Source organism: Bacillus sp. AMCV2, from assembly GCF_056033925.1.
This window is the reverse complement of record NZ_JBVYIB010000002.1, coordinates 2,999,712-3,021,807: the sequence shown is the minus strand read 5'-3', so window position 1 is coordinate 3,021,807 and position 22,096 is coordinate 2,999,712. Positions and strand designations below refer to the sequence as shown.

The 22,096-nt window shown below is 45.8% G+C and carries 15 protein-coding genes, 21 tRNA genes, 3 rRNA genes and 2 riboswitches; of the genes, 33 read left to right on the top strand and 6 right to left on the bottom strand.

Translation table 11 applies throughout. From position 1 onward, the window contains the following. Window positions 1-510 precede the first annotated feature (510 nt). From AC0OMA_RS15730 to AC0OMA_RS15720, 3 genes are all read left to right on the top strand, one after another. Complete coding sequence (locus tag AC0OMA_RS15730) at window positions 511-2,046, top strand: MFS transporter (protein ID WP_015384473.1); 1,536 nt, start codon at window positions 511-513, stop codon at window positions 2,044-2,046. Between the two features lie 159 nt (window positions 2,047-2,205). Further along, complete coding sequence (lytG, locus tag AC0OMA_RS15725; protein ID WP_003228938.1) at window positions 2,206-3,054, top strand: exo-glucosaminidase LytG; 849 nt, start codon at window positions 2,206-2,208, stop codon at window positions 3,052-3,054. Between the two features lie 108 nt (window positions 3,055-3,162). Next, complete coding sequence (locus AC0OMA_RS15720; RefSeq protein WP_003222348.1) at window positions 3,163-3,426, top strand: YiaA/YiaB family inner membrane protein; 264 nt, start codon at window positions 3,163-3,165, stop codon at window positions 3,424-3,426. Window positions 3,427-3,461: 35 nt separating this feature from the next. Here the strand turns inward: AC0OMA_RS15720 and ktrB are convergent, their stop codons facing one another. The 4 genes from ktrB to gbsR all read right to left on the bottom strand — a co-directional run bounded on the left by ktrB (window position 3,462) and on the right by gbsR (window position 7,124). Beyond that, the gene (ktrB, locus tag AC0OMA_RS15715) at window positions 3,462-4,799 is read right to left on the bottom strand and encodes a Ktr system potassium transporter KtrB (RefSeq protein ID WP_181220074.1); all 1,338 of its coding nucleotides are present in this window, start codon (window positions 4,797-4,799) and stop codon (window positions 3,462-3,464) included. A 6-nt stretch (window positions 4,800-4,805) separates the two neighbouring features. After that, on the bottom strand, window positions 4,806-5,474 hold the full coding sequence (gene ktrA / locus AC0OMA_RS15710) for a potassium uptake protein KtrA (protein WP_003228942.1): 669 nt from the start codon (window positions 5,472-5,474) through the stop codon (window positions 4,806-4,808). Window positions 5,475-5,546: 72 nt separating this feature from the next. Next, a riboswitch (cyclic di-AMP (ydaO/yuaA leader) is annotated at window positions 5,547-5,695 on the bottom strand. Window positions 5,696-5,839: 144 nt separating this feature from the next. Further along, window positions 5,840-6,385: a biofilm surface layer hydrophobin BslA gene (bslA, locus tag AC0OMA_RS15705; RefSeq protein ID WP_003243556.1), complete on the bottom strand. Its 546-nt coding sequence runs from the start codon at window positions 6,383-6,385 to the stop codon at window positions 5,840-5,842. Window positions 6,386-6,581: 196 nt separating this feature from the next. Next, window positions 6,582-7,124, bottom strand: a complete 543-nt coding sequence (gene gbsR / locus AC0OMA_RS15700) for a transcriptional regulator GbsR (protein ID WP_014477778.1) — start codon at window positions 7,122-7,124, stop codon at window positions 6,582-6,584. Between the two features lie 197 nt (window positions 7,125-7,321). Between gbsR and betB the strand changes: the two genes are divergently transcribed. From betB to AC0OMA_RS15685, 3 genes are all read left to right on the top strand, one after another. Beyond that, the gene (betB, locus tag AC0OMA_RS15695) at window positions 7,322-8,794 is read left to right on the top strand and encodes a betaine-aldehyde dehydrogenase (protein WP_100505745.1); all 1,473 of its coding nucleotides are present in this window, start codon (window positions 7,322-7,324) and stop codon (window positions 8,792-8,794) included. Between the two features lie 16 nt (window positions 8,795-8,810). Continuing rightward, entirely contained in the window at window positions 8,811-10,019 is a 1,209-nt protein-coding gene (gene gbsB / locus AC0OMA_RS15690; RefSeq protein WP_063336266.1) for a choline dehydrogenase, read from the top strand. A gap of 87 nt (window positions 10,020-10,106) precedes the next feature. Continuing rightward, window positions 10,107-10,685 (top strand): MOSC domain-containing protein, encoded by a 579-nt coding sequence (locus AC0OMA_RS15685; protein ID WP_100505744.1) that lies wholly within the window; start codon window positions 10,107-10,109, stop codon window positions 10,683-10,685. Window positions 10,686-10,690: 5 nt separating this feature from the next. Here AC0OMA_RS15685 and AC0OMA_RS15680 read toward each other — a convergent pair whose 3' ends face one another. After that, window positions 10,691-11,179 carry a DinB family protein gene (locus AC0OMA_RS15680; protein WP_003242867.1) on the bottom strand — a complete coding sequence of 163 codons (489 nt, stop codon included), beginning with the start codon at window positions 11,177-11,179 and terminating at the stop codon, window positions 10,691-10,693. A gap of 167 nt (window positions 11,180-11,346) precedes the next feature. Here AC0OMA_RS15680 and AC0OMA_RS15675 point away from each other — a divergent pair, with 167 nt between their 5' ends. From AC0OMA_RS15675 to AC0OMA_RS15665, 3 genes are read left to right on the top strand one after another with little or no spacing between them, the layout of a single operon-like run. After that, on the top strand, window positions 11,347-11,871 hold the full coding sequence (locus tag AC0OMA_RS15675; protein WP_015251368.1) for an NfeD family membrane protein: 525 nt from the start codon (window positions 11,347-11,349) through the stop codon (window positions 11,869-11,871). 20 nt (window positions 11,872-11,891) lie between these two features. Then, window positions 11,892-13,421 (top strand): flotillin lipid rafts scaffold protein FloT, encoded by a 1,530-nt coding sequence (gene floT / locus AC0OMA_RS15670; protein WP_015384468.1) that lies wholly within the window; start codon window positions 11,892-11,894, stop codon window positions 13,419-13,421. Window positions 13,422-13,438: 17 nt separating this feature from the next. Next, window positions 13,439-13,960, top strand: a complete 522-nt coding sequence (locus AC0OMA_RS15665) for an N-acetyltransferase family protein (protein ID WP_474222243.1) — start codon at window positions 13,439-13,441, stop codon at window positions 13,958-13,960. A gap of 41 nt (window positions 13,961-14,001) precedes the next feature. On the opposite strand, the gene thiT is transcribed toward AC0OMA_RS15665, so the two are convergent. Beyond that, window positions 14,002-14,580 carry an energy-coupled thiamine transporter ThiT gene (thiT, locus tag AC0OMA_RS15660; protein WP_003228966.1) on the bottom strand — a complete coding sequence of 193 codons (579 nt, stop codon included), beginning with the start codon at window positions 14,578-14,580 and terminating at the stop codon, window positions 14,002-14,004. Between the two features lie 99 nt (window positions 14,581-14,679). Then, window positions 14,680-14,781: riboswitch (TPP riboswitch) on the bottom strand. A gap of 464 nt (window positions 14,782-15,245) precedes the next feature. Here thiT and AC0OMA_RS15655 point away from each other — a divergent pair. The 24 genes from AC0OMA_RS15655 to AC0OMA_RS15540 all read left to right on the top strand — a co-directional run bounded on the left by AC0OMA_RS15655 (window position 15,246) and on the right by AC0OMA_RS15540 (window position 22,007). After that, a 16S ribosomal RNA gene (locus AC0OMA_RS15655) occupies window positions 15,246-16,795 on the top strand. A gap of 170 nt (window positions 16,796-16,965) precedes the next feature. Beyond that, window positions 16,966-19,892 (top strand): 23S ribosomal RNA (locus AC0OMA_RS15650). Window positions 19,893-19,947: 55 nt separating this feature from the next. Then, window positions 19,948-20,063, top strand: a 5S ribosomal RNA gene (gene rrf, locus AC0OMA_RS15645). The 16S, 23S and 5S rRNA genes sit together here with 21 tRNA genes alongside, the layout of an rRNA operon. A gap of 22 nt (window positions 20,064-20,085) precedes the next feature. Continuing rightward, a tRNA-Val gene (locus tag AC0OMA_RS15640) sits at window positions 20,086-20,161 on the top strand. Between the two features lie 32 nt (window positions 20,162-20,193). After that, window positions 20,194-20,269: transfer RNA gene (locus AC0OMA_RS15635), tRNA-Thr, on the top strand. A 37-nt stretch (window positions 20,270-20,306) separates the two neighbouring features. Then, window positions 20,307-20,382: transfer RNA gene (locus tag AC0OMA_RS15630), tRNA-Lys, on the top strand. A gap of 10 nt (window positions 20,383-20,392) precedes the next feature. After that, window positions 20,393-20,479, top strand: a tRNA-Leu gene (locus AC0OMA_RS15625). A 5-nt stretch (window positions 20,480-20,484) separates the two neighbouring features. Beyond that, a tRNA-Gly gene (locus AC0OMA_RS15620) sits at window positions 20,485-20,559 on the top strand. Window positions 20,560-20,573: 14 nt separating this feature from the next. Then, a tRNA-Leu gene (locus AC0OMA_RS15615) sits at window positions 20,574-20,659 on the top strand. Window positions 20,660-20,668: 9 nt separating this feature from the next. After that, window positions 20,669-20,745: transfer RNA gene (locus AC0OMA_RS15610), tRNA-Arg, on the top strand. Between the two features lie 15 nt (window positions 20,746-20,760). Continuing rightward, window positions 20,761-20,837, top strand: a tRNA-Pro gene (locus tag AC0OMA_RS15605). Between the two features lie 5 nt (window positions 20,838-20,842). Then, a tRNA-Ala gene (locus AC0OMA_RS15600) sits at window positions 20,843-20,915 on the top strand. 20 nt (window positions 20,916-20,935) lie between these two features. After that, window positions 20,936-21,012, top strand: a tRNA-Met gene (locus AC0OMA_RS15595). A gap of 2 nt (window positions 21,013-21,014) precedes the next feature. Beyond that, a tRNA-Ile gene (locus AC0OMA_RS15590) sits at window positions 21,015-21,091 on the top strand. A 6-nt stretch (window positions 21,092-21,097) separates the two neighbouring features. Next, window positions 21,098-21,190 (top strand) — tRNA-Ser (locus AC0OMA_RS15585). 17 nt (window positions 21,191-21,207) lie between these two features. Next, a tRNA-Met gene (locus AC0OMA_RS15580) sits at window positions 21,208-21,284 on the top strand. An 11-nt stretch (window positions 21,285-21,295) separates the two neighbouring features. Next, a tRNA-Asp gene (locus tag AC0OMA_RS15575) sits at window positions 21,296-21,372 on the top strand. A gap of 12 nt (window positions 21,373-21,384) precedes the next feature. Beyond that, window positions 21,385-21,460, top strand: a tRNA-Phe gene (locus AC0OMA_RS15570). Between the two features lie 17 nt (window positions 21,461-21,477). Continuing rightward, a tRNA-His gene (locus AC0OMA_RS15565) sits at window positions 21,478-21,553 on the top strand. Window positions 21,554-21,563: 10 nt separating this feature from the next. Next, window positions 21,564-21,637, top strand: a tRNA-Gly gene (locus AC0OMA_RS15560). Between the two features lie 15 nt (window positions 21,638-21,652). Continuing rightward, window positions 21,653-21,729: transfer RNA gene (locus AC0OMA_RS15555), tRNA-Ile, on the top strand. A 12-nt stretch (window positions 21,730-21,741) separates the two neighbouring features. Continuing rightward, window positions 21,742-21,816 (top strand) — tRNA-Asn (locus AC0OMA_RS15550). 3 nt (window positions 21,817-21,819) lie between these two features. Further along, window positions 21,820-21,910, top strand: a tRNA-Ser gene (locus tag AC0OMA_RS15545). A gap of 25 nt (window positions 21,911-21,935) precedes the next feature. Continuing rightward, a tRNA-Glu gene (locus tag AC0OMA_RS15540) sits at window positions 21,936-22,007 on the top strand. Window positions 22,008-22,096 lie beyond the last annotated feature (89 nt).

Here is a 22,096-nt window from a genome sequence, read left to right as displayed (position 1 = left end):
GCCTCCCAGAATATTTAAAATTTCCTTACATTGGTATTTCATAGGTTAATTCATGGTATTTACCCATATACAATTTAGAGGCGGCAAACGCCCAGTGAACACAAAAAAATGTGCGGCCAAAATGTTGTCTTATCACCAACTAATTCGAGTTTATTAGTTGGAATAGTGGATTGAAAGGATTAAAACGGCCTGCTTTAATTCGCTTGAGGGAACGAGCAGGGATCCATAAGTGCAGTTCTAGGCCCCTTGGCTCCAAAACACAATATCGGGGAAAAGCTTTCAGACTTTCTATGTTGTGCTTGAAATTTACTCCATTGACAAAACACAATCGATTTGAAATAATATTTGATTATATGCTCATTCATTCACATAATTATAATAAAATAATATCATTTCCCCTGAAAGGGAGAATATTAGAATGAAAGCTAATGGTATGCAAAATCTATTAGCTTCTTTTGTTTTCAAAAAATGATGTGTTTCGCATGTATTCATATAGGAAGGAATGACAACATGAAGACAAAACACTATTGGATGATTTCTTTGCTCGCCGTCTTAGCGGTCGGGCCGGGATTGATGTCTAACACGGCATTGTCGTCAGTTCAAGGCCTTGTTCAGAAAGCGGTTGGAACAAGTGGCTTCACATCAGTAAATCCAATATTGATCGGCAATATGGCCTTTGCCTTACTAGTTCCGGCAGGACCGCTGCTGAGGAAAAAATTCGGTGCTCGTCCCGTCTATCTGGCTTCATTACCTGTCTTTATACTAGGCTCACTGCTCATCGCATGTTCAGGCGATATTGCATGGATGGCGGCAGGGCGCTTTTTACAGGGGGCGGCAACAGGCGTCATGCTGATGATTATGATTCCAATGCTTGTACTGTCATTCCCGATTGAACGCAGGAACTATGCACTGCTTGTGCTGATCGGGGGATTCTATGGTTCTGTTATCATCGGCACCATCCTGGGAACCATTGCAACAAGCTGCGGGCATTGGAGATGGCTGTTTTTCATCTTTGGCACCTTGTCCCTGATCGGTGTCGCGGTGAGCTATTTCTTTCTTCATGACGAGCATCACGGGGCGTCGGATCAAGAACAGCCGCTTGATCGTGCGGGAATTCTTTTATCTGTTTTCCTTGCCGCAGCCTCAGCGGTTTCATTCATTTTTCTGCAAAAATGGGGGCTGTCATCGGGTTATGTAAGGATTGGTTTCGGGGTGACGTTATGTTTGCTCATTGGTCTATTGATTGTGGAATATAAAGTGAAAAACCCCTTCATATCTATTAAACTGATGCTGCTGCCAAAACCGGTGCTTGGCTTATTGATCATAGCTGCAGGGACGATAACGGTAGCTGTCAGCCTGTCTGCTTTTCAAGGCTTGCTCCGTCAAATGTATGATATTTCTCAGGAGCATCTCATTTTTTTAAACTTGACTCTTTTAATCGGAGTGGCGATCGCGGCCATTTTGAGCGCTCTGTTATATGATAAAGTCGGACCAGGGATGCTCGGTATTATTGGCGGACTTATTCTCGTTTTTGTGAATTTTCAATGGCTGCATATACAGGATCGATCATCTCTTTATATGTTCGCAGCACTGTTTATCATGCTTGCAGCGGGAACAGGCCTGACAGTCGCCGCAGGGCTGATGGGAGCTGCCATGGGAGGCCCGCTGCCTGATTTGGTCAAGAGAATGACAGCTGTTCAGTTTTTAAGATTGTTTGTCTATATGGGAGTTCCCATTCTCATCGGCTTTTTCACGAAAAAAGATGCTGCCAGACAAAGCGGTTCGGTACAGGATTCTATGATGACTGCTTATCATGATCTCTTCTTCATTTCTTTTATCCTTAGCGTGCTGCTCGTCTGTCTGTCATTTTGTATGAATGCCACTGGAATGGGGCACAAGCTGGCACATAAACCACATGATAAAGCGAAAACAGCTCCGGAAAAACAGGCCGTCTCAGCACAAGGTTTGTCGAAGGCAACCGTCAATTCATATAAAGTAATAAATGATACGGAATATCGGAATGCACTCAGAAATTTACAAAAATAGAAACATGGTAAAACCTTTTCATTGAGCGAAAAGGTTTTTATTTTGCAATCTTTTCCCAACTTTATCCCTAAAGAATTGAAAAATATTAGAAGTGCAAGTAAAATTCTAAAAGGTAGATTCTTTTACATTCGTAATCTTTTAATTCGAAGGAAGGTTTTCATGGCCCGTAAAAAACTTAAAAAACGTAAACTCTTGATTTCACTATTTTTCCTTGTATCGATTCCGCTAGCTCTGTTTGTTTTAGCGACAACTTTATCAAAACCGATTGAAATATCCAAAGAAACTGAAGAAATCGATGAACAGCAAGTGTTTATAGACAGTCTGTCCGGACATGCCCAAATTTTGTATGAAAAATACCATGTTCTCCCCAGCATCACAATTGCTCAGGCCATTCTCGAATCGGACTGGGGGAACAGTGAACTGGCTGCTAAGGCCAACAACCTTTTTGGCGTAAAAGGGAATTATAAAGGCCATCATGTCACGATGGAAACGGACGAAGTTGAAAAAGGGAAAAGAAAAACCATTCGCGCGAAGTTTCGAAAATACAGCACGTTTTTTGAATCTATGGATGATCACGCCCAATTGTTCGTCCGTGGCACATCGTGGAATAAAAAGAAGTATAAACCGGTGCTTGAGGCAGGGAATTACAAGGAAGCGGCAACCGCCCTGCAAACATCAGGATATGCTACAGACCCTGACTACGCTGACAAAATCAGCGCTATTGTGGAAAAATACGATTTAGATGAGTACGATGAGGTAAATCCATCCCTCAAATCTGTGGATTTAAACGCCTCTATTAAAGACAGTGCCGTTCAAGATGTATGGTCCAAGCCTTCTACTGATGATCGGTCCATAAGGCTTACCTCTGCCCAATCTTACGTCGGCAAAGACATAAAGGTTGTGTCTAAAAAACAGAAAGGCCAGTCTGTATGGTACCAATTCCAAATCAATGATAAACTTATTGGCTGGATTGATGATTCAGCTGTTGAAATAAAGGAGGCAACCTAAGCCCTTTTTACTGGTATTTTTAATTCTTTGTTCCATTCTGGGGAATTTGAGGTATAATATTCCACGGAAGTTATCACTTTTTAACTATGCTTTCGGGAGGGAACAAAGGTGCAGAAATATAGACGCAGAAACACGGTTGCCTTTACAGTATTAGCTTATTTTACTTTTTTTGCGGGAGTATTTTTGTTTAGTATCGGACTCTATAATGCTGATAATCTGGAACTCAATGAAAAAGGTTATTACATCGCTGTTATGATACTTGTAGCAGTTGGTGCGATTCTTACACAAAAAGTAACCCGTGATAACGCGGAGGATAATGAAATCATCGCGGAACAGGAAAAAAGACAAAATCAATCTCATATCGAATCATAAAAAAATCCGGCGACTGCACGCCGGATTTTTTGATATCACCCTGTAAACACTTCGCCGTCAGGATAACGGATATTTGATTGCTCTGTTTTTGCGAATGAAAACACGAACGTTAAAGGACCAATTCTTCCGATAAACATGATGACAATAATGATACACTTGCCAGCTGTTGTCAGTTCAGGAGTAAGCCCCATCGTAAGGCCGACAGTTCCGAATGCGGAAAAGGTTTCAAACACAATTTGAAGAAATGGCGCTTGTTCTGTGATCGTCAGGGCAAAAATCCCTAAAAACACGATGAACAAACTGGTGACGCTCACAGCTAAAGCTTTAATGATAATCGGATATTTGATGGAACGGCGGAAAATAACCGTTTCTTTTTTACCTCTCAAGTAAGCAATAACAGATGTTAAAATCACGATGAACGTAGTCAGCTTAATGCCGCTCGCCGTTGATGCGCTTCCTGCTCCGATAAACATCAATAATAAAGTAAATACAATTGTTCCTTCTCTCATGCTGCCAAAATTTAGAGAATTGAAGCCTGCGGTTCTCGGCGTCACTGCCTGAAAATAGGACGCCCACAGTTTATCCACTATATGCAGGTGGCCGAGCGTGCCGGGGTTGCTGTATTCTAAAATAAAGATCGCAAGCATAGCAATCGCATTCAACATCAGCGTTCCTGTAAGCATGAGCTTTGTATGTAAAGAAAAAGCTTTAAAACGCCGATTTTTCATCACATCAAACAGAACCGTAAATCCGATCCCTCCTGTAATAAATAAGAAAGTAATCACGAGGTTTACTGTAGGATCGCCAACGTAGCTCATCAAATTATCAGGCCACAACGAAAACCCGGCATTGTTAAAAGCAGATATTGCGTGAAACAAACTGGCAAACAAGCCGGATGACCAGCCGTATTGAGGTACAAGCCGGATGGATAAAATGAGTGCTGCTATCAATTCAATACTGATCGAAAACAGAAACAGGACTTTGACAAGGCCAATGACACCGCCGATTGTCGGCTGGTTTAAGGCTTCCTGGACGAGCATTCGTTCTTTTAAGCCGATTTTTTTTCCTAATATCATGACGATCAAGACTGCAAATGTCATAAATCCAAGCCCGCCAATCTGAATCAGCCCCATAATTACTGTTTGCCCGAATACCGTAAATTGAGTACCGGTATCGACAACAGCAAGCCCTGTAACAGTTGTAGCGGAAGCCGCAGTAAAAAGGGCATCTATCCATGACAATGGCTTCGTAGTGGAAATCGGAAGCATTAATAGGACAGCCCCGATGATAATGGTAAGGAAAAAACCAATGGCAAGCACTTGAGGCGGTGTAAACCGAACCCATTTGATCACTTTATCCTTTTGAAGTGTCACCTTTGTCTACATCCCTTCGTTTTCAAAACGTTTAATATCCTTTTTGTGGCCCATGATCACCAGGCAATCTTGCTCGTGAATGATGTCTTCAGGCGCGGGGGAAAGACAGATATCTCCATGGTGTTTAATGGCCAGGATCGTGCAGCCGTACTTTGCTCTTACATTCAGGTCAATAATCGATTTTGAATCAAGCTTGCGCGTAGCCAGCAGCTCGACAATACTGTATTCATCAGATAGATCAATGTAATTCAAAACATTTTCGTCTGAAAGGCTTTGTGCGATTTTAACCCCCATATCTTTTTCAGGATGAATAATGCGGTCAGCGCCGATTTTTTCAAGCACCTTGTGATGATAATAGTTTTGAGCCTTTACCCAAATATTTGGAATATCAAGCTCCTTTAATAATAGGGTGGTCAGCGTACTCGCTTGAATATTTGCTCCGATGGCAACAATCACATATTCAAAATTGCGTATTCCTAATGAAAGCAATTCGTTTTCTTCGGTGGCGTTGGCAATTACCGCATGAGTGGCGTAAGAAGCATATGCATTGACCTTTTCTTCGTTGATATCAACCGCAAGGACCTCATGCCCCATTCTATGAAGTTCTTTACAAATGCTGCCGCCAAACCGGCCCAGCCCGATCACGGCAAATTGCTTATTTTTAATTCTTCCCAATGTTCATATCTCCCTTAGTGAATTAACGTTTTTGAAGCAAAAAAGACCATTGCAAAGAATGGCCGATAATAGACCTCCTCTCTGTATACGCCTACGAGGTTAGCTGTCGGATTAGGGATTCAGAGTACCCCCTCTTACTTAGTAAGATTCACCCCAAGGCTGTTAATAAAACAGCCAATCGTTGGTTCCCCCGTTCGTGTTTGATTAAGCGGTAAAAGAGACTGTATGAAATTGAACACTCAAGAATTTACTCCTGTTTCTAGTGTTTGTCAATTTAAATTTTAAACCAGAAAAAAGATAACGGGGATTAGAGAAAAAGGGGAGGGTAAAACGCAAAAAAGACCGGCGTTAACCGGTCTTTTACATTAGTTGCAACCGCAAGGCTGAGTCGGAGGAGTGCTGCGCTTAGCCACGTCAATGCTGGCTTCTGCGTAAAATTTATTTCCGATGCTTAATGATTTATTCTCCGCACGGAAAGTATATGTACCAGCGGCAGGAAGTGTTTTGTTATTCAGTTTTAATTTGAATTCGCCAGCTCCTAACAAATCAAGTGCCAAAGGAACTCTTACTGTTTTCCCGTTATTGAGGATCTGTGTTGTACGCAAGGCATTTCCGTTCAATGTGTCTTTCGTGTTTGCAGTAAATCCGCTTGGCAATGTAAACTCCATAACGCCAAGGCTGAGAAGCGTGTTTGGACGGTAAGTCAATTCGATATCTGAGAAAGACCATTCCGTTTTGCTGGCGCCAGTGATTGTTGCGAACAATGAAGCTGTAGACTGTGTTCTCATAGTAGATTCAGTATGAGCTTTAGTTGATGTAGATTCAGCCGCGAAAGAAGCTGTAGGTGCAGAAACGAGTAACCCGAGACTTAATGCACTAATTGCCAAAGAAGATAATAATTTGCGTTTCATAACAAAATTCCCCCTAAAAAATGATAAATTAAACAGGCCTGCCCGCTTTTCACCTCCTCTGAAGGCCAAATACAAATTTTACCTACATAAAATTACCATCAAATATTTTGGAAGTAAATGGGGTGTTTTTCCCGTATTTTTCAAATTTGTAGTAGTTACATCAAAAAAACGCCTGGTTTCCCAGACGTTTTCTGCTTTACTTTGTTTCGATCGGTATAAATTTAAAAATTTCTCCGGTCTGCACCGATTCAGCAAGCCGTTTCAGCCAGTCATAGTAAGCTTTAGAGCTTTCCAGCTGATCGTATAACTGCAGTGCCTCATTTTTGATATCCTCATCGAGATCTTCCTTGCTTAAAACCTTTTGTAAATCAGCTTGAGCTTCCTCGATCGCTGCTACATTCACTTGAACCTCCCGCTCCCATTTAGGTGGAAAGAAATTTGTGAAAAATTTAAAGAAATCCTTTTCAGCCACAAATGTATGCTTGCGGATTCCCCGGTGAAATGTTTTTTTCACTACATTTAAGTCTTGAAGCTTTTTGACGCCTGTGCTCATGCTTGGTTTGCTCATTTGCAACTCCTCACGCATTTCGTCAAGCGTCATCTCATCCCTCATATACATCGTCCCATATAAAATCCCGACACTGCGGGTAATTCCGTAAAGATCCATCGTTTCAGCAATGGAGTCAATAACAAGATCCCGAGCCTGTTCTATAGCTGCAAATTCTGGATTTTCATCCATACTGACCCTCTTTTCCTTAGAAAATTAAATTCGTTAAGTTATTTCTTTATGTTCTTTATCTTAACGAAACATGAGGAAAAGTCAAAAAGAAAAATCGAAATGGGACTTTGACAGTTTAAAAACCATATGTTAGATTAAGGTTGTTAAAAACATTAAATTTTTATTTAACAAACTTTATTTACGTCAAGGAGGCTTATATGAGTCAAACATTATTCATTGACGGAGAATGGATCAGTGCCGAAAAAGAACAGATCCGCAGTATTATCAACCCATTTAATCAAGAAGAAATTGCAACTGTAAGCGAGGGAGGGCGAGAGGACGCCATCAAAGCAATCGCAGCCGCACGCAGAGCATTTGACAAAGGAGAATGGTCATCGCTATCCGGGCTTGAACGCGGGAAAATTGTTCTGAAAATTGCGGAATTAATCAGACGCGATCTTGAGGAGCTGGCTGAGCTTGAATCTCTTGATACAGGAAAAACACTCGAAGAAAGCAAGGCCGATATGGACGATATCGCCAATGTTTTTCAATATTACGCCGGCTTGGCAGACAAAGATGGCGGAGAGATCATTTCATCTCCGATTCCTGATTCAGAAAGCAAAATTATTAGGGAGCCAATCGGGGTTTGCGGCCAGATCACTCCATGGAATTATCCGCTCCTTCAAGCAAGCTGGAAAATCGCCCCTGCACTGGCTGCAGGAAACACAATCGTCATGAAGCCGAGTGAGATTACGCCGCTGACGACAATCAAAGTCTTTAAGCTGATGGAAGAAGCCTGTGTTCCAAAAGGTGTCGCAAATCTTGTTCTTGGACCGGGAGCCACAGTGGGCGACGAGCTTGCCGTAAACAAAGACGTCGATTTGATTTCGTTTACGGGCGGAATTGAAACAGGCAAAAAAATCATGCGGGCGGCAAGCGGAAACGTCAAAAAAATCGCCCTTGAACTTGGCGGGAAAAACCCAAATATTGTTTTCAAGGACGCGGATTTAGAAGTTGCGGTTGATCAAGCCTTAAACGCTGTATTTTTCCACGCCGGCCAAGTATGCTCTGCAGGTTCCCGCTTGCTTGTTGAGGACGCCATTCATGATCAATTTTTGGCGGAGCTGGTCAAACGGGCAAAACGCATAAAACTCGGAAACGGTTTTCATGCTGAGACAGAAAGCGGTCCGCTTATTTCGGCGGAGCACAGGGCAAAGGTAGAAAAATATGTAGAGATCGGAATAGAGGAAGGCGCGAAGCTGGAGACAGGAGGCAAACGCCCGGAAGATCCTGCGCTTCAAAACGGCTTTTTCTATGAACCTACTATTTTCTCAAACTGTAATTCTGACATGAGAATCGTTCAGGAAGAGGTTTTCGGTCCTGTATTGACAGTCGAAACCTTCAGCTCTGAAGAAGAGGTAATCGAGCTTGCGAATGATACCATCTATGGCTTGGCTGGAGCGGTATGGTCAAAAGATATTGAAAAGTGCGAACGGGTAGCAGCCCGCTTGAGAATGGGAACCGTTTGGATCAACGATTTTCATCCGTACTTTGCACAAGCGCCATGGGGCGGATATAAGCAATCCGGGTTCGGACGCGAGCTTGGAAAAATAGGCCTTGAAGAATACACAGAAGTCAAACATGTATACCGCAATACAAAACCGGCAGCGGTTAACTGGTTCAATTCATAAGAGGGGGAGATTGATGATGACATTAAATATGAAGGTAGAAAGCATGCAGAAATTCCACACATTTGAAATTCCGACTGTGATTAAGCATGGAATCGGAGCCATCAAGCATACGGGTGAGGAAGTAGCTGCACTGGGCGTTTCAAAAGCGCTCCTTGTCACAGACCCAGGAATTTATAAAGCCGGTGTTGCTGATCCTGTAATCGAATCACTTAAAGAAGCAGGCATTGAAGTGGTGCTCTTTAATAAAGTTGAGCCAAACCCGCCTGTCCGTCTGGTGAATGAAGGATCTGAGCTTTACAAAAAAGAGAACTGTAATGGTTTGGTGGCAGTCGGAGGCGGAAGCTCCATGGATACAGCAAAAGCAATCGGAGTAGAAGCGACTCACGAAGGAAGCGTGCTTGATTATGAAGCGGCAGATGGGAAAAAACCGCTGGAAAACCGCATTCCTCCGCTGACGACAATTCCCACTACAGCTGGAACAGGATCAGAAGTAACCCAATGGGCGGTTATCACAGATGAAGAAAGAGAATTCAAATTCAACACGGGCGGTCCTCTGATTGCAGCGCACTTGACCATCATTGATCCTGAGCTTCATGTTTCAATGCCTCCTCATGTAACAGCTATGACGGGAATTGATGCGCTCGCCCATGCTATTGAATGCTATACAATGAAATTTGCACAGCCAATCACGGATGCAGTTGCCTTAATGGCGATTGAGTATGCCGCTCATTACATTAAGAGGGCATTTGCTGACGGAGAGGATCTGGAAGCAAGGTACGGAATGGCGCAGGCTGCGATGCTTGCCGGTCTTTCTTACGGAAGTGAATCAGCGGGCGCGGCTCATGCGATGAGCCAAACGCTTGGCGGTATTATCCCAGTCGCTCACGGCCAATGTGTAGCGGCGATGATGGGCCCTGTCATGGAATACAACTGGAAGGGCTATCCTGAGAAGTTTGCGCGTATTGCGAAAGCGTTCGGTATTGATACAAGCAAGATGACAACAGAAGAAGCTGCGAAAGCATCTGTCAATTGGATGTATGATCTGGTCGAAGATTTAGAAGTGCCGACTTTAGAAGAGCAGGGAGTATCACCTAATATGATCGAACGCTTGTCTAAAGAAGCAATGAAAGATCCGCAAACCTTCGGAAACCCTAGAGATTTAAATGAAAAAGCATACAACTGGATCTACAAACGCTGCTTTAACCTTACGCCTAAAACGGTATAATCAAAATCCCGCTCCTTTACAGAGCGGGATTTTTTGGGATAATGAAGCATAGGTGGAAATTTTAGATAAGAAGGAAGGTGCCAGCTGATGTGGAAGCGTATGACTTCAAAAGCGGAAGGCTTATATATCGCAGATACAGAAAGCTTCGTAACAAAGCAAATGGACAAGCTTGATTTTGATTATGGCGGCATCCCCGGCGACTTGCATTTTGGCCTGACCAAAAAAGCGGGAGCCAGAGAACCAATGTTTTCAAGAGGGACTGAAATTTTTAACCGCAGACAAATTTCAATTGTTTCAATAGAGGAATGCAACGAAATCGCTTTAAAAATGGGAGTGCCGAGGATTTTGCCGGAATGGCTCGGGGCGAATGTGGCAGTCAGCGGTATGCCAGATCTTACTTCATTAAAAGAAGGAAGCCGGATTATTTTTCCGAGCGGAGCGGCTCTGCTGTGTGAGGGCGAAAATGATCCGTGTATCCAGCCGGGAGAAGTCATTCAGTCTTATTATCCGGACCAACCGAAGCTGGCGCCGGCTTTCGTCCGCCACGCACTGGGCATTAGAGGGATTGTCTGTATTGTGGAAAGACCTGGTGCTGTTTACACAGGTGATGAAATAGAAGTTCATTCCTATCAGCGAAAAGTCAAACGAAAAGCAGAAAGGGTCTGATGAAATCAGGCCCTTTCTATCTTTTCTTTAATTTCTTTCATTTGGCTGAGGTGCCGTTTTTCATGATGGCCGATAAAATCGATCCACTGTCTGACAGTCAGCTCTTGAAACACAGGATGCGGAAGCACTCTTTCAAAATCTTCTTCTTTCAGAGAGGCAATCGCAGCAGTCAGCTGCTCTCTTACCACATCAAGCTCACGTTTCATTTGGCTGCCTGAAATAAAATCATGCGCAGGCTCAAGATGACTCGGGGCTTTCCGTTTATTATTTCTGTCCTGTGCTACCTCAAGCGGTTTTTCTTCAATTTCTTTAATCGGAGCGTCCTTTACACGTTCCTTCAACATTTTTTGTGCGGTCATATCGATTTTTTTCAAATGGTCAAGAACTTCCCGTATGCTCCATTCTTCAGCAGAAGGCTTTTGGTTCAGCTTTTCGTCAGAAAGTCCTTTCAATTCGTTCCACGTTTCTAATCTGGCTTCATTAAAGATACTCATCATATCTCCTCCTAAAATGACATTACCATATATATAAGCAATTATCATTTATAAAGCACTTCAAATGGGTTATTTGTCTTAAAATTTTGAAACTTTTCCCGTGGTGTCTCGTATAAATGGTAACGGCAGCCGTTCATCAATGCATTGATGAAGAAAGGATGAGGAAATTGGAGTTATTTGGAGTACCTATACAAACAATTTATCTTTATACGCTTATTATTGCGGGCAGCCTTACGCTGTTATTTCTGTTTTTCGGAGATGTATTTGCAGGGCTGCCGGAAGGCATTCCGTTTCTTAATCCGACATTAGTGCTCTCATTTTTCACATGTTTTTCAGCGGGCGGATATATAGGTGAACTCGTATTGCCTCTGTCAAGCTTGCTGATTGCGCTTTTATCTTGCATCCTTTCAATCATGCTGGTGGTATTGCTTCACATCTTTGTACTGGTACCATTATCATCTGCAGAAGAATCATTGGCATATAGAGAAGATGATCTCAGAGGAAGACTCGGTAAAGTGATTACAGCTGTTCCGGTTGACGGGTTTGGTGAAGTGGTCATAGAAGGGATAGGAGGCACCATTTCAAAGTCAGCGGTCAGTTTTGATAATCAGCAGATCAGTTACGGGACAACGGTGTTAGTCGTAGATATTAACAACGGAGTTCTTTCGGTTACTCCGCATGAACCCATTTAACATAAAAGGAGGAATTTGATATGACAATGCCGATTATAATGATCATCGGAGTTGTATTCTTTTTATTAATTGCACTAATAGCTGTGTTTATTACGAAGTATCGTACAGCAGGGCCTGATGAAGCGTTAATTGTAACAGGGAGCTATCTGGGGAATAAAAATGTTCATGTCGATGAAGGCGGCAACCGTATTAAAATCGTCCGCGGCGGAGGAACCTTTGTCCTTCCCGTCTTCCAGCAGGCAGAGCCGCTAAGCTTATTATCAAGCAAACTCGATGTTTCGACACCTGAAGTCTATACAGAACAAGGAGTGCCAGTAATGGCCGATGGAACTGCGATTATTAAAATCGGCGGTTCTATAGGAGAAATCGCTACAGCGGCCGAACAATTTTTAGGGAAATCAAAAGACGACCGTGAGCAGGAAGCGCGGGAGGTTTTAGAAGGCCACCTTCGTTCCATTCTCGGCTCAATGACAGTAGAAGAAATCTATAAAAACAGAGAAAAATTCTCTCAAGAGGTGCAGCGTGTCGCTTCACAGGATCTCGCGAAAATGGGGCTTGTAATCGTCTCGTTTACCATTAAAGATGTTCGTGATAAAAACGGTTATCTTGAATCATTAGGGAAACCGAGAATTGCCCAAGTAAAACGCGATGCTGATATCGCAACAGCAGAGGCTGATAAAGAAACACGAATTAAGCGGGCAGAAGCCGATAAAGACGCAAAAAAATCAGAACTTGAACGGGCGACGGAAATCGCTGAAGCTGAAAAACTCAATCAGCTCAAAATGGCTGAATTCCGCAGAGAACAAGATACGGCAAAAGCGAATGCCGACCAAGCATATGATTTAGAGACTGCCAGAGCGCGCCAGCAAGTCACAGAGCAGGAAATGCAGGTTAAAATTATCGAACGCCAAAAACAAATAGAACTAGAAGAAAAAGAAATTCTTCGCCGTGAACGTCAATACGACTCAGAGGTAAAGAAAAAAGCCGATGCAGACCGTTATTCTGTTGAGCAGTCCGCAGCAGCAGAGAAAGCCAAACAGCTCGCGGAAGCCGATGCCAAGAAGTACAGTATTGAAGCAATGGCAAAGGCTGAGGCGGAAAAAGTAAGAATTGACGGGCTAGCAAAAGCAGAAGCGGAAAAAGCGAAAGGAGAGACAGAGGCAGAGGTTATCCGCCTGAAAGGTCTTGCAGAAGCGGAAGCAAAAGAGAAAATTGCGGCTGCCTTTGAACAGTACGGGCAGGCGGCGATTTTCGATATGATTGTCAAAATGCTTCCGGAATACGCGAAACAAGCAGCGGCACCTCTTTCAAATATTGATAAAATCACCGTTGTCGATACAGGAGGAAGCGGTGAATCAAGCGGAGCAAACAAAGTAACCAGCTATGCGACGAACTTAATGTCAAGTCTGCAAGAAAGTTTAAAAGCATCCTCAGGAATTGATGTAAAAGAAATGCTTGAGAACTTTTCAGGAAAAGGAAACGTAAAACAAAGCATTAATGAATTAACAAATGAAATCAAAGAAGCCAAAACGATCCAAAAATCAGAGTAAGGAAAGGGCAGAACCGTATGGTAACTGTACGTGAAGCGAAGTTAGAGGATATAAAGGACATTGCAAAAGTGCATGTAGACAGCTGGAGGACAACATACCACGAAATTATCCCGATTGATTATTTAAACAGCCTGAACTATAAGGAATTTGAAGACAAATGGAAAAGTCGCTCGTTAAAGGGAGTATTTGTTGCTCAGGACGAAATGGGTTCAGTATTCGGCTTTGCTTCATTTGGACCTATTCGATCTGAACAAGAAGGCTATGACGGCGAGTTATACGCTATTTATCTTGTGGAAGAGCGCCAGCGGCAAGGTGCAGGCAGGGCGCTCTTAGCAAAAGGAGCGGAGTTTTTGCTTCAACATGGTTTTTCAAGTATGTTTGTTTGGGTTATTGAGCAGAATCCCTCGATTATATTTTATCAGGCCTATTCACCTGAAAGAGTAGCGGAGGACAACTTTGAAATTGACGGAGTAAGGCTGAAAGAAGTAGGTCTTGGCTGGCCGGATCTTTCAGCTTTAAAAACACTTCTTAACAGATAACGAACAATCCCCCAGCGGAATTCGCTGGGGGATTGTCACTTTTACGCTTTGTCACTTTTAAGCAAACGGGGTGCTGTCATAAATAATAAACATAGGACAATTGCACAAATAATGAATGAAGGAACCATGTAAGTCGCATTATAAGTTAAAGAATAAATCCATACCGGCGTTCCTTTTGGAGCAAAGCTGCCGAAAAACACAGCTCCTGAAATGACATGCGCGGCATAGCGCAGCAAACTGCCGATGAAAACTGCGCTGACCACTGAAACAATCAATTTCCCTTTTGTTTTTGATACAGCGGCTTTACGGACAGAAGAAGCGAAACAGCCGCTTATGCCGATTGCTGCGAAAGCGACAATGTAATCTAACAATAGCTGTACAGGATGTTGAGCAAACAAGTTTCCGATTGCTATTTGTACTAGACCTGTCAACAAACCTGTAGTAAGACCTGCTTTGACACCCCAGCGAAACGAAATTAAAAAGATCGGAATCATCATGATGGAGACCGAGCCTCCTTGAGGCATGCTAAGAAACATTCCTGAGACAATGTCTAAAATAACGGCTGCTGCTGTCATAATGGCAATTTCAATAAGGCGAACCAGTTGCTTAGATTGATTCATATCTATCTCCTTCCATTGACAGACAACCAAAAGGACAACAAAAAAGCAGCACGCGGAAGGATGAGAAAAGTTCCACGCACTGCTTTACGATCTGCAATTCATTTGACTTTGCCACATCCCTACGCCAGCGTTAACTAACAGGTTCAAAGGGTCAGAACGAAACCGCTCACTCTCAGCTTTAATGCTCCCCTTGTGGTCATCAGTATTTAGTTCGTTTCTACTATACAAGAAAACAAAAAAAACAACAAGATCACATGACTGATGTATATGTTCTTTTAAGAAAGTTATATGATACACACGCTTTAGAAATCATGGCGAGGATTATAGTTTATTTGTTTTATAGATTTTTTAAAAAAACTATTGCAATAAATAAATACAGGTGTTATATTATTAAACGTCGCTGATGCACAGCGGACACAAACTAGATGCTTCAAAACAACTTGAAAAAAGTTGTTGACAAAAAAGAAGCTGAATGTTATATTAGTAAAGCTGCTTCATTGAGAAGTAACGAAATGATCTTTGAAAACTAAACAAGATAAAACGTACCTGTTAATTCATTTTTATAAATCGCACAGCGATGTGCGTAGTCAGTCAAACTAGGACCTGCACGACGCAGGTCACACAGGTGTCGCCGCAGGATGCGGTGAACTTAACCTGTGATCCATTTATCGGAGAGTTTGATCCTGGCTCAGGACGAACGCTGGCGGCGTGCCTAATACATGCAAGTCGAGCGGACAGATGGGAGCTTGCTCCCTGATGTTAGCGGCGGACGGGTGAGTAACACGTGGGTAACCTGCCTGTAAGACTGGGATAACTCCGGGAAACCGGGGCTAATACCGGATGCTTGTTTGAACCGCATGGTTCAAACATAAAAGGTGGCTTCGGCTACCACTTACAGATGGACCCGCGGCGCATTAGCTAGTTGGTGAGGTAACGGCTCACCAAGGCGACGATGCGTAGCCGACCTGAGAGGGTGATCGGCCACACTGGGACTGAGACACGGCCCAGACTCCTACGGGAGGCAGCAGTAGGGAATCTTCCGCAATGGACGAAAGTCTGACGGAGCAACGCCGCGTGAGTGATGAAGGTTTTCGGATCGTAAAGCTCTGTTGTTAGGGAAGAACAAGTACCGTTCAAATAGGGCGGTACCTTGACGGTACCTAACCAGAAAGCCACGGCTAACTACGTGCCAGCAGCCGCGGTAATACGTAGGTGGCAAGCGTTGTCCGGAATTATTGGGCGTAAAGGGCTCGCAGGCGGTTTCTTAAGTCTGATGTGAAAGCCCCCGGCTCAACCGGGGAGGGTCATTGGAAACTGGGGAACTTGAGTGCAGAAGAGGAGAGTGGAATTCCACGTGTAGCGGTGAAATGCGTAGAGATGTGGAGGAACACCAGTGGCGAAGGCGACTCTCTGGTCTGTAACTGACGCTGAGGAGCGAAAGCGTGGGGAGCGAACAGGATTAGATACCCTGGTAGTCCACGCCGTAAACGATGAGTGCTAAGTGTTAGGGGGTTTCCGCCCCTTAGTGCTGCAGCTAACGCATTAAGCACTCCGCCTGGGGAGTACGGTCGCAAGACTGAAACTCAAAGGAATTGACGGGGGCCCGCACAAGCGGTGGAGCATGTGGTTTAATTCGAAGCAACGCGAAGAACCTTACCAGGTCTTGACATCCTCTGGCAATCCTAGAGATAGGACGTCCCCTTCGGGGGCAGAGTGACAGGTGGTGCATGGTTGTCGTCAGCTCGTGTCGTGAGATGTTGGGTTAAGTCCCGCAACGAGCGCAACCCTTGATCTTAGTTGCCAGCATTCAGTTGGGCACTCTAAGGTGACTGCCGGTGACAAACCGGAGGAAGGTGGGGATGACGTCAAATCATCATGCCCCTTATGACCTGGGCTACACACGTGCTACAATGGACAGAACAAAGGGCAGCGAAACCGCGAGGTTAAGCCAATCCCACAAATCTGTTCTCAGTTCGGATCGCAGTCTGCAACTCGACTGCGTGAAGCTGGAATCGCTAGTAATCGCGGATCAGCATGCCGCGGTGAATACGTTCCCGGGCCTTGTACACACCGCCCGTCACACCACGAGAGTTTGTAACACCCGAAGTCGGTGAGGTAACCTTTTAGGAGCCAGCCGCCGAAGGTGGGACAGATGATTGGGGTGAAGTCGTAACAAGGTAGCCGTATCGGAAGGTGCGGCTGGATCACCTCCTTTCTAAGGATATTATACGGAATATAAGACCTTGGGTCTTATAAACAGAACGTTCCCTGTCTTGTTTAGTTTTGAAGGATCATTCCTTCGAAACGTGTTCTTTGAAAACTAGATAACAGTAGACATCACATTCAATTAGTAACACAAGATATCACATAGTGATTCTTTTTAACGGTTAAGTTAGAAAGGGCGCACGGTGGATGCCTTGGCACTAGGAGCCGATGAAGGACGGGACGAACACCGATATGCTTCGGGGAGCTGTAAGCAAGCTTTGATCCGGAGATTTCCGAATGGGGAAACCCACCACTCGTAATGGAGTGGTATCCATATCTGAATTCATAGGATATGAGAAGGCAGACCCGGGGAACTGAAACATCTAAGTACCCGGAGGAAGAGAAAGCAAATGCGATTCCCTGAGTAGCGGCGAGCGAAACGGGATCAGCCCAAACCAAGAGGCTTGCCTCTTGGGGTTGTAGGACACTCTGTACGGAGTTACAAAAGAACGAGGTAGATGAAGAGGTCTGGAAAGGCCCGCCATAGGAGGTAACAGCCCTGTAGTCAAAACTTCGTTCTCTCCTGAGTGGATCCTGAGTACGGCGGAACACGTGAAATTCCGTCGGAATCCGGGAGGACCATCTCCCAAGGCTAAATACTCCCTAGTGACCGATAGTGAACCAGTACCGTGAGGGAAAGGTGAAAAGCACCCCGGAAGGGGAGTGAAAGAGATCCTGAAACCGTGTGCCTACAAGTAGTCAGAGCCCGTTAACGGGTGATGGCGTGCCTTTTGTAGAATGAACCGGCGAGTTACGATCCCGTGCAAGGTTAAGCAGAAGATGCGGAGCCGCAGCGAAAGCGAGTCTGAATAGGGCGCATGAGTACGTGGTCGTAGACCCGAAACCAGGTGATCTACCCATGTCCAGGGTGAAGTTCAGGTAACACTGAATGGAGGCCCGAACCCACGCACGTTGAAAAGTGCGGGGATGAGGTGTGGGTAGGGGTGAAATGCCAATCGAACCTGGAGATAGCTGGTTCTCTCCGAAATAGCTTTAGGGCTAGCCTCAAGGTAAGAGTCTTGGAGGTAGAGCACTGATTGGACTAGGCGCCCTACCGGGTTACCGAATTCAGTCAAACTCCGAATGCCAATGACTTATCCTTGGGAGTCAGACTGCGAGTGATAAGATCCGTAGTCGAAAGGGAAACAGCCCAGACCGCCAGCTAAGGTCCCAAAGTATACGTTAAGTGGAAAAGGATGTGGAGTTGCTTAGACAACCAGGATGTTGGCTTAGAAGCAGCCACCATTTAAAGAGTGCGTAATAGCTCACTGGTCGAGTGACTCTGCGCCGAAAATGTACCGGGGCTAAACGTATCACCGAAGCTGCGGACTGTTCTTCGAACAGTGGTAGGAGAGCGTTCTAAGGGCTGTGAAGCCAGACCGGAAGGACTGGTGGAGCGCTTAGAAGTGAGAATGCCGGTATGAGTAGCGAAAGAGGGGTGAGAATCCCCTCCACCGAATGCCTAAGGTTTCCTGAGGAAGGCTCGTCCGCTCAGGGTTAGTCGGGACCTAAGCCGAGGCCGAAAGGCGTAGGCGATGGACAACAGGTTGATATTCCTGTACCACCTCCTCACCATTTGAGCAATGGGGGGACGCAGGAGGATAGGGTAAGCGCGGTATTGGATATCCGCGTCCAAGCAGTTAGGCTGGGAAATAGGCAAATCCGTTTCCCATAAGGCTGAGCTGTGATGGCGAGCGAAATATAGTAGCGAAGTTCCTGATTCCACACTGCCAAGAAAAGCCTCTAGCGAGGTGAGAGGTGCCCGTACCGCAAACCGACACAGGTAGGCGAGGAGAGAATCCTAAGGTGATCGAGAGAACTCTCGTTAAGGAACTCGGCAAAATGACCCCGTAACTTCGGGAGAAGGGGTGCTCTGTTAGGGTGCAAGCCCGAGAGAGCCGCAGTGAATAGGCCCAGGCGACTGTTTAGCAAAAACACAGGTCTCTGCGAAGCCGTAAGGCGAAGTATAGGGGCTGACGCCTGCCCGGTGCTGGAAGGTTAAGAGGAGCGCTTAGCGTAAGCGAAGGTGCGAATTGAAGCCCCAGTAAACGGCGGCCGTAACTATAACGGTCCTAAGGTAGCGAAATTCCTTGTCGGGTAAGTTCCGACCCGCACGAAAGGCGCAACGATCTGGGCACTGTCTCAACGAGAGACTCGGTGAAATTATAGTACCTGTGAAGATGCAGGTTACCCGCGACAGGACGGAAAGACCCCGTGGAGCTTTACTGCAGCCTGATATTGAATGTTGGTACAGCTTGTACAGGATAGGTAGGAGCCTTGGAAACCGGAGCGCCAGCTTCGGTGGAGGCATCGGTGGGATACTACCCTGGCTGTATTGACCTTCTAACCCGCCGCCCTTATCGGGCGGGGAGACAGTGTCAGGTGGGCAGTTTGACTGGGGCGGTCGCCTCCTAAAAGGTAACGGAGGCGCCCAAAGGTTCCCTCAGAATGGTTGGAAATCATTCGCAGAGTGTAAAGGCACAAGGGAGCTTGACTGCGAGACCTACAAGTCGAGCAGGGACGAAAGTCGGGCTTAGTGATCCGGTGGTTCCGCATGGAAGGGCCATCGCTCAACGGATAAAAGCTACCCCGGGGATAACAGGCTTATCTCCCCCAAGAGTCCACATCGACGGGGAGGTTTGGCACCTCGATGTCGGCTCATCGCATCCTGGGGCTGTAGTCGGTCCCAAGGGTTGGGCTGTTCGCCCATTAAAGCGGTACGCGAGCTGGGTTCAGAACGTCGTGAGACAGTTCGGTCCCTATCCGTCGCGGGCGCAGGAAATTTGAGAGGAGCTGTCCTTAGTACGAGAGGACCGGGATGGACGCACCGCTGGTGTACCAGTTGTTCTGCCAAGGGCATCGCTGGGTAGCTATGTGCGGACGGGATAAGTGCTGAAAGCATCTAAGCATGAAGCCCCCCTCAAGATGAGATTTCCCATTCCGCAAGGAAGTAAGATCCCTGAAAGATGATCAGGTTGATAGGTCTGAGGTGGAAGTGTGGCGACACATGGAGCTGACAGATACTAATCGATCGAGGACTTAACCATACTTTTGAATGATGTCACATCTGTTATCTAGTTTTGAGAGAACACTCTCAATTTGTTTGGTGGCGATAGCGAAGAGGTCACACCCGTTCCCATACCGAACACGGAAGTTAAGCTCTTCAGCGCCGATGGTAGTCGGGGGTTTCCCCCTGTGAGAGTAGGACGCCGCCAAGCAATTGCACGTTAGTGCAATTATGGAGGATTAGCTCAGCTGGGAGAGCATCTGCCTTACAAGCAGAGGGTCGGCGGTTCGAGCCCGTCATCCTCCACCATTTTTCATTATACATATCGGTTTTACATATATGCCGGTGTAGCTCAATTGGTAGAGCAACTGACTTGTAATCAGTAGGTTGGGGGTTCAAGTCCTCTTGCCGGCACCACTTTTATATGATATAATATTCAAGTCTCTTGTAAGAAGAGCCATTAGCTCAGTTGGTAGAGCATCTGACTTTTAATCAGAGGGTCGAAGGTTCGAGTCCTTCATGGCTCACCATTTACATGTTGCGGATGTGGCGGAATTGGCAGACGCGCTAGAATCAGGCTCTAGTGTCTTTACAGACGTGGGGGTTCAAGTCCCTTCATCCGCACCATTTCTGCGGAAGTAGTTCAGTGGTAGAACACCACCTTGCCAAGGTGGGGGTCGCGGGTTCGAATCCCGTCTTCCGCTCCAACTATACCATCCACGCCGGGGTGGTGGAATTGGCAGACACACAGGACTTAAAATCCTGCGGTAGGTGACTACCGTGCCGGTTCAAGTCCGGCCCTCGGCATTAAGTTTTGCGCCCGTAGCTCAATTGGATAGAGCGTTTGACTACGGATCAAAAGGTTAGGGGTTCGACTCCTCTCGGGCGCGCCATGATCTATATGAAATCGGGAAGTAGCTCAGCTTGGTAGAGCACATGGTTTGGGACCATGGGGTCGCAGGTTCGAATCCTGTCTTCCCGACCATTCTTGGGGCCTTAGCTCAGCTGGGAGAGCGCCTGCTTTGCACGCAGGAGGTCAGCGGTTCGATCCCGCTAGGCTCCACTTGGTTTCAAAAAATATTTGGCGGTGTAGCTCAGCTGGCTAGAGCGTACGGTTCATACCCGTGAGGTCGGGGGTTCGATCCCCTCCGCCGCTACCAATGGACCTTTAGCTCAGTTGGTTAGAGCAGACGGCTCATAACCGTCCGGTCGTAGGTTCGAGTCCTACAAGGTCCACCACTATACGGAGGAATACCCAAGTCTGGCTGAAGGGATCGGTCTTGAAAACCGACAGGGGTGTCAAAGCCCGCGGGGGTTCGAATCCCTCTTCCTCCGCCATACATATTCCTAATCATCGCGGGGTGGAGCAGTTCGGTAGCTCGTCGGGCTCATAACCCGAAGGTCGCAGGTTCAAATCCTGCCCCCGCAACCAAATTTTAAAATGGTCCGGTAGTTCAGTTGGTTAGAATGCCTGCCTGTCACGCAGGAGGTCGCGGGTTCGAGTCCCGTCCGGACCGCCATTTAAATACTTAGGCTCGGTAGCTCAGTTGGTAGAGCAACGGACTGAAAATCCGTGTGTCGGCGGTTCGATTCCGTCCCGAGCCACCATTTATCATTATATTTTGGCGGTTGTGGCGAAGTGGTTAACGCACCAGATTGTGGCTCTGGCATTCGTGGGTTCGATTCCCATCAATCGCCCCAAATAAAAATTGCGGGTGTAGTTTAGTGGTAAAACCTCAGCCTTCCAAGCTGATGTCGTGGGTTCGATTCCCATCACCCGCTCCATTTCTATATCGTCATGGGCCTGTAGCTCAGCTGGTTAGAGCGCACGCCTGATAAGCGTGAGGTCGATGGTTCGAGTCCATTCAGGCCCACCATGACTTTTGTATTCCACAGTAGCTCAGTGGTAGAGCTATCGGCTGTTAACCGATCGGTCGCAGGTTCGAATCCTGCCTGTGGAGCCAAATGGAGAAGTACTCAAGTGGCTGAAGAGGCGCCCCTGCTAAGGGTGTAGGTCGTGTAAGCGGCGCGAGGGTTCAAATCCCTCCTTCTCCGCCATATGATTACAGATATAATAATTATCGGCCCGTTGGTCAAGCGGTTAAGACACCGCCCTTTCACGGCGGTAACACGGGTTCGAATCCCGTACGGGTCATCCAGAAGCCTTGCATATCCTGCAAGGTTTTTTTGTTTTCTAAATCATGATATGTCTTAGATTTTGTTCTTTATTTTAAAAACAGACTA

What these genes read in the sequence shown, in the direction of transcription:
- AC0OMA_RS15730 (WP_015384473.1), top strand. Translation starts at nt 511, where the DNA reads ATGAAGACAAAACACTATTGGATGATTTCTTTGCTCGCCGTCTTAGCG.
- lytG (WP_003228938.1), top strand. Translation starts at nt 2,206, where the DNA reads ATGGCCCGTAAAAAACTTAAAAAACGTAAACTCTTGATTTCACTATTT.
- bslA (WP_003243556.1), bottom strand. Translation starts at nt 6,385, where the DNA reads ATGAAACGCAAATTATTATCTTCTTTGGCAATTAGTGCATTAAGTCTC.
- gbsR (WP_014477778.1), bottom strand. Translation starts at nt 7,124, where the DNA reads ATGGATGAAAATCCAGAATTTGCAGCTATAGAACAGGCTCGGGATCTT.
- betB (WP_100505745.1), top strand. Translation starts at nt 7,322, where the DNA reads ATGAGTCAAACATTATTCATTGACGGAGAATGGATCAGTGCCGAAAAA.
- gbsB (WP_063336266.1), top strand. Translation starts at nt 8,811, where the DNA reads ATGACATTAAATATGAAGGTAGAAAGCATGCAGAAATTCCACACATTT.
- AC0OMA_RS15685 (WP_100505744.1), top strand. Translation starts at nt 10,107, where the DNA reads ATGTGGAAGCGTATGACTTCAAAAGCGGAAGGCTTATATATCGCAGAT.
- AC0OMA_RS15680 (WP_003242867.1), bottom strand. Translation starts at nt 11,179, where the DNA reads ATGAGTATCTTTAATGAAGCCAGATTAGAAACGTGGAACGAATTGAAA.
- floT (WP_015384468.1), top strand. Translation starts at nt 11,892, where the DNA reads ATGACAATGCCGATTATAATGATCATCGGAGTTGTATTCTTTTTATTA.
- AC0OMA_RS15665 (WP_474222243.1), top strand. Translation starts at nt 13,439, where the DNA reads ATGGTAACTGTACGTGAAGCGAAGTTAGAGGATATAAAGGACATTGCA.
- thiT (WP_003228966.1), bottom strand. Translation starts at nt 14,580, where the DNA reads ATGAATCAATCTAAGCAACTGGTTCGCCTTATTGAAATTGCCATTATG.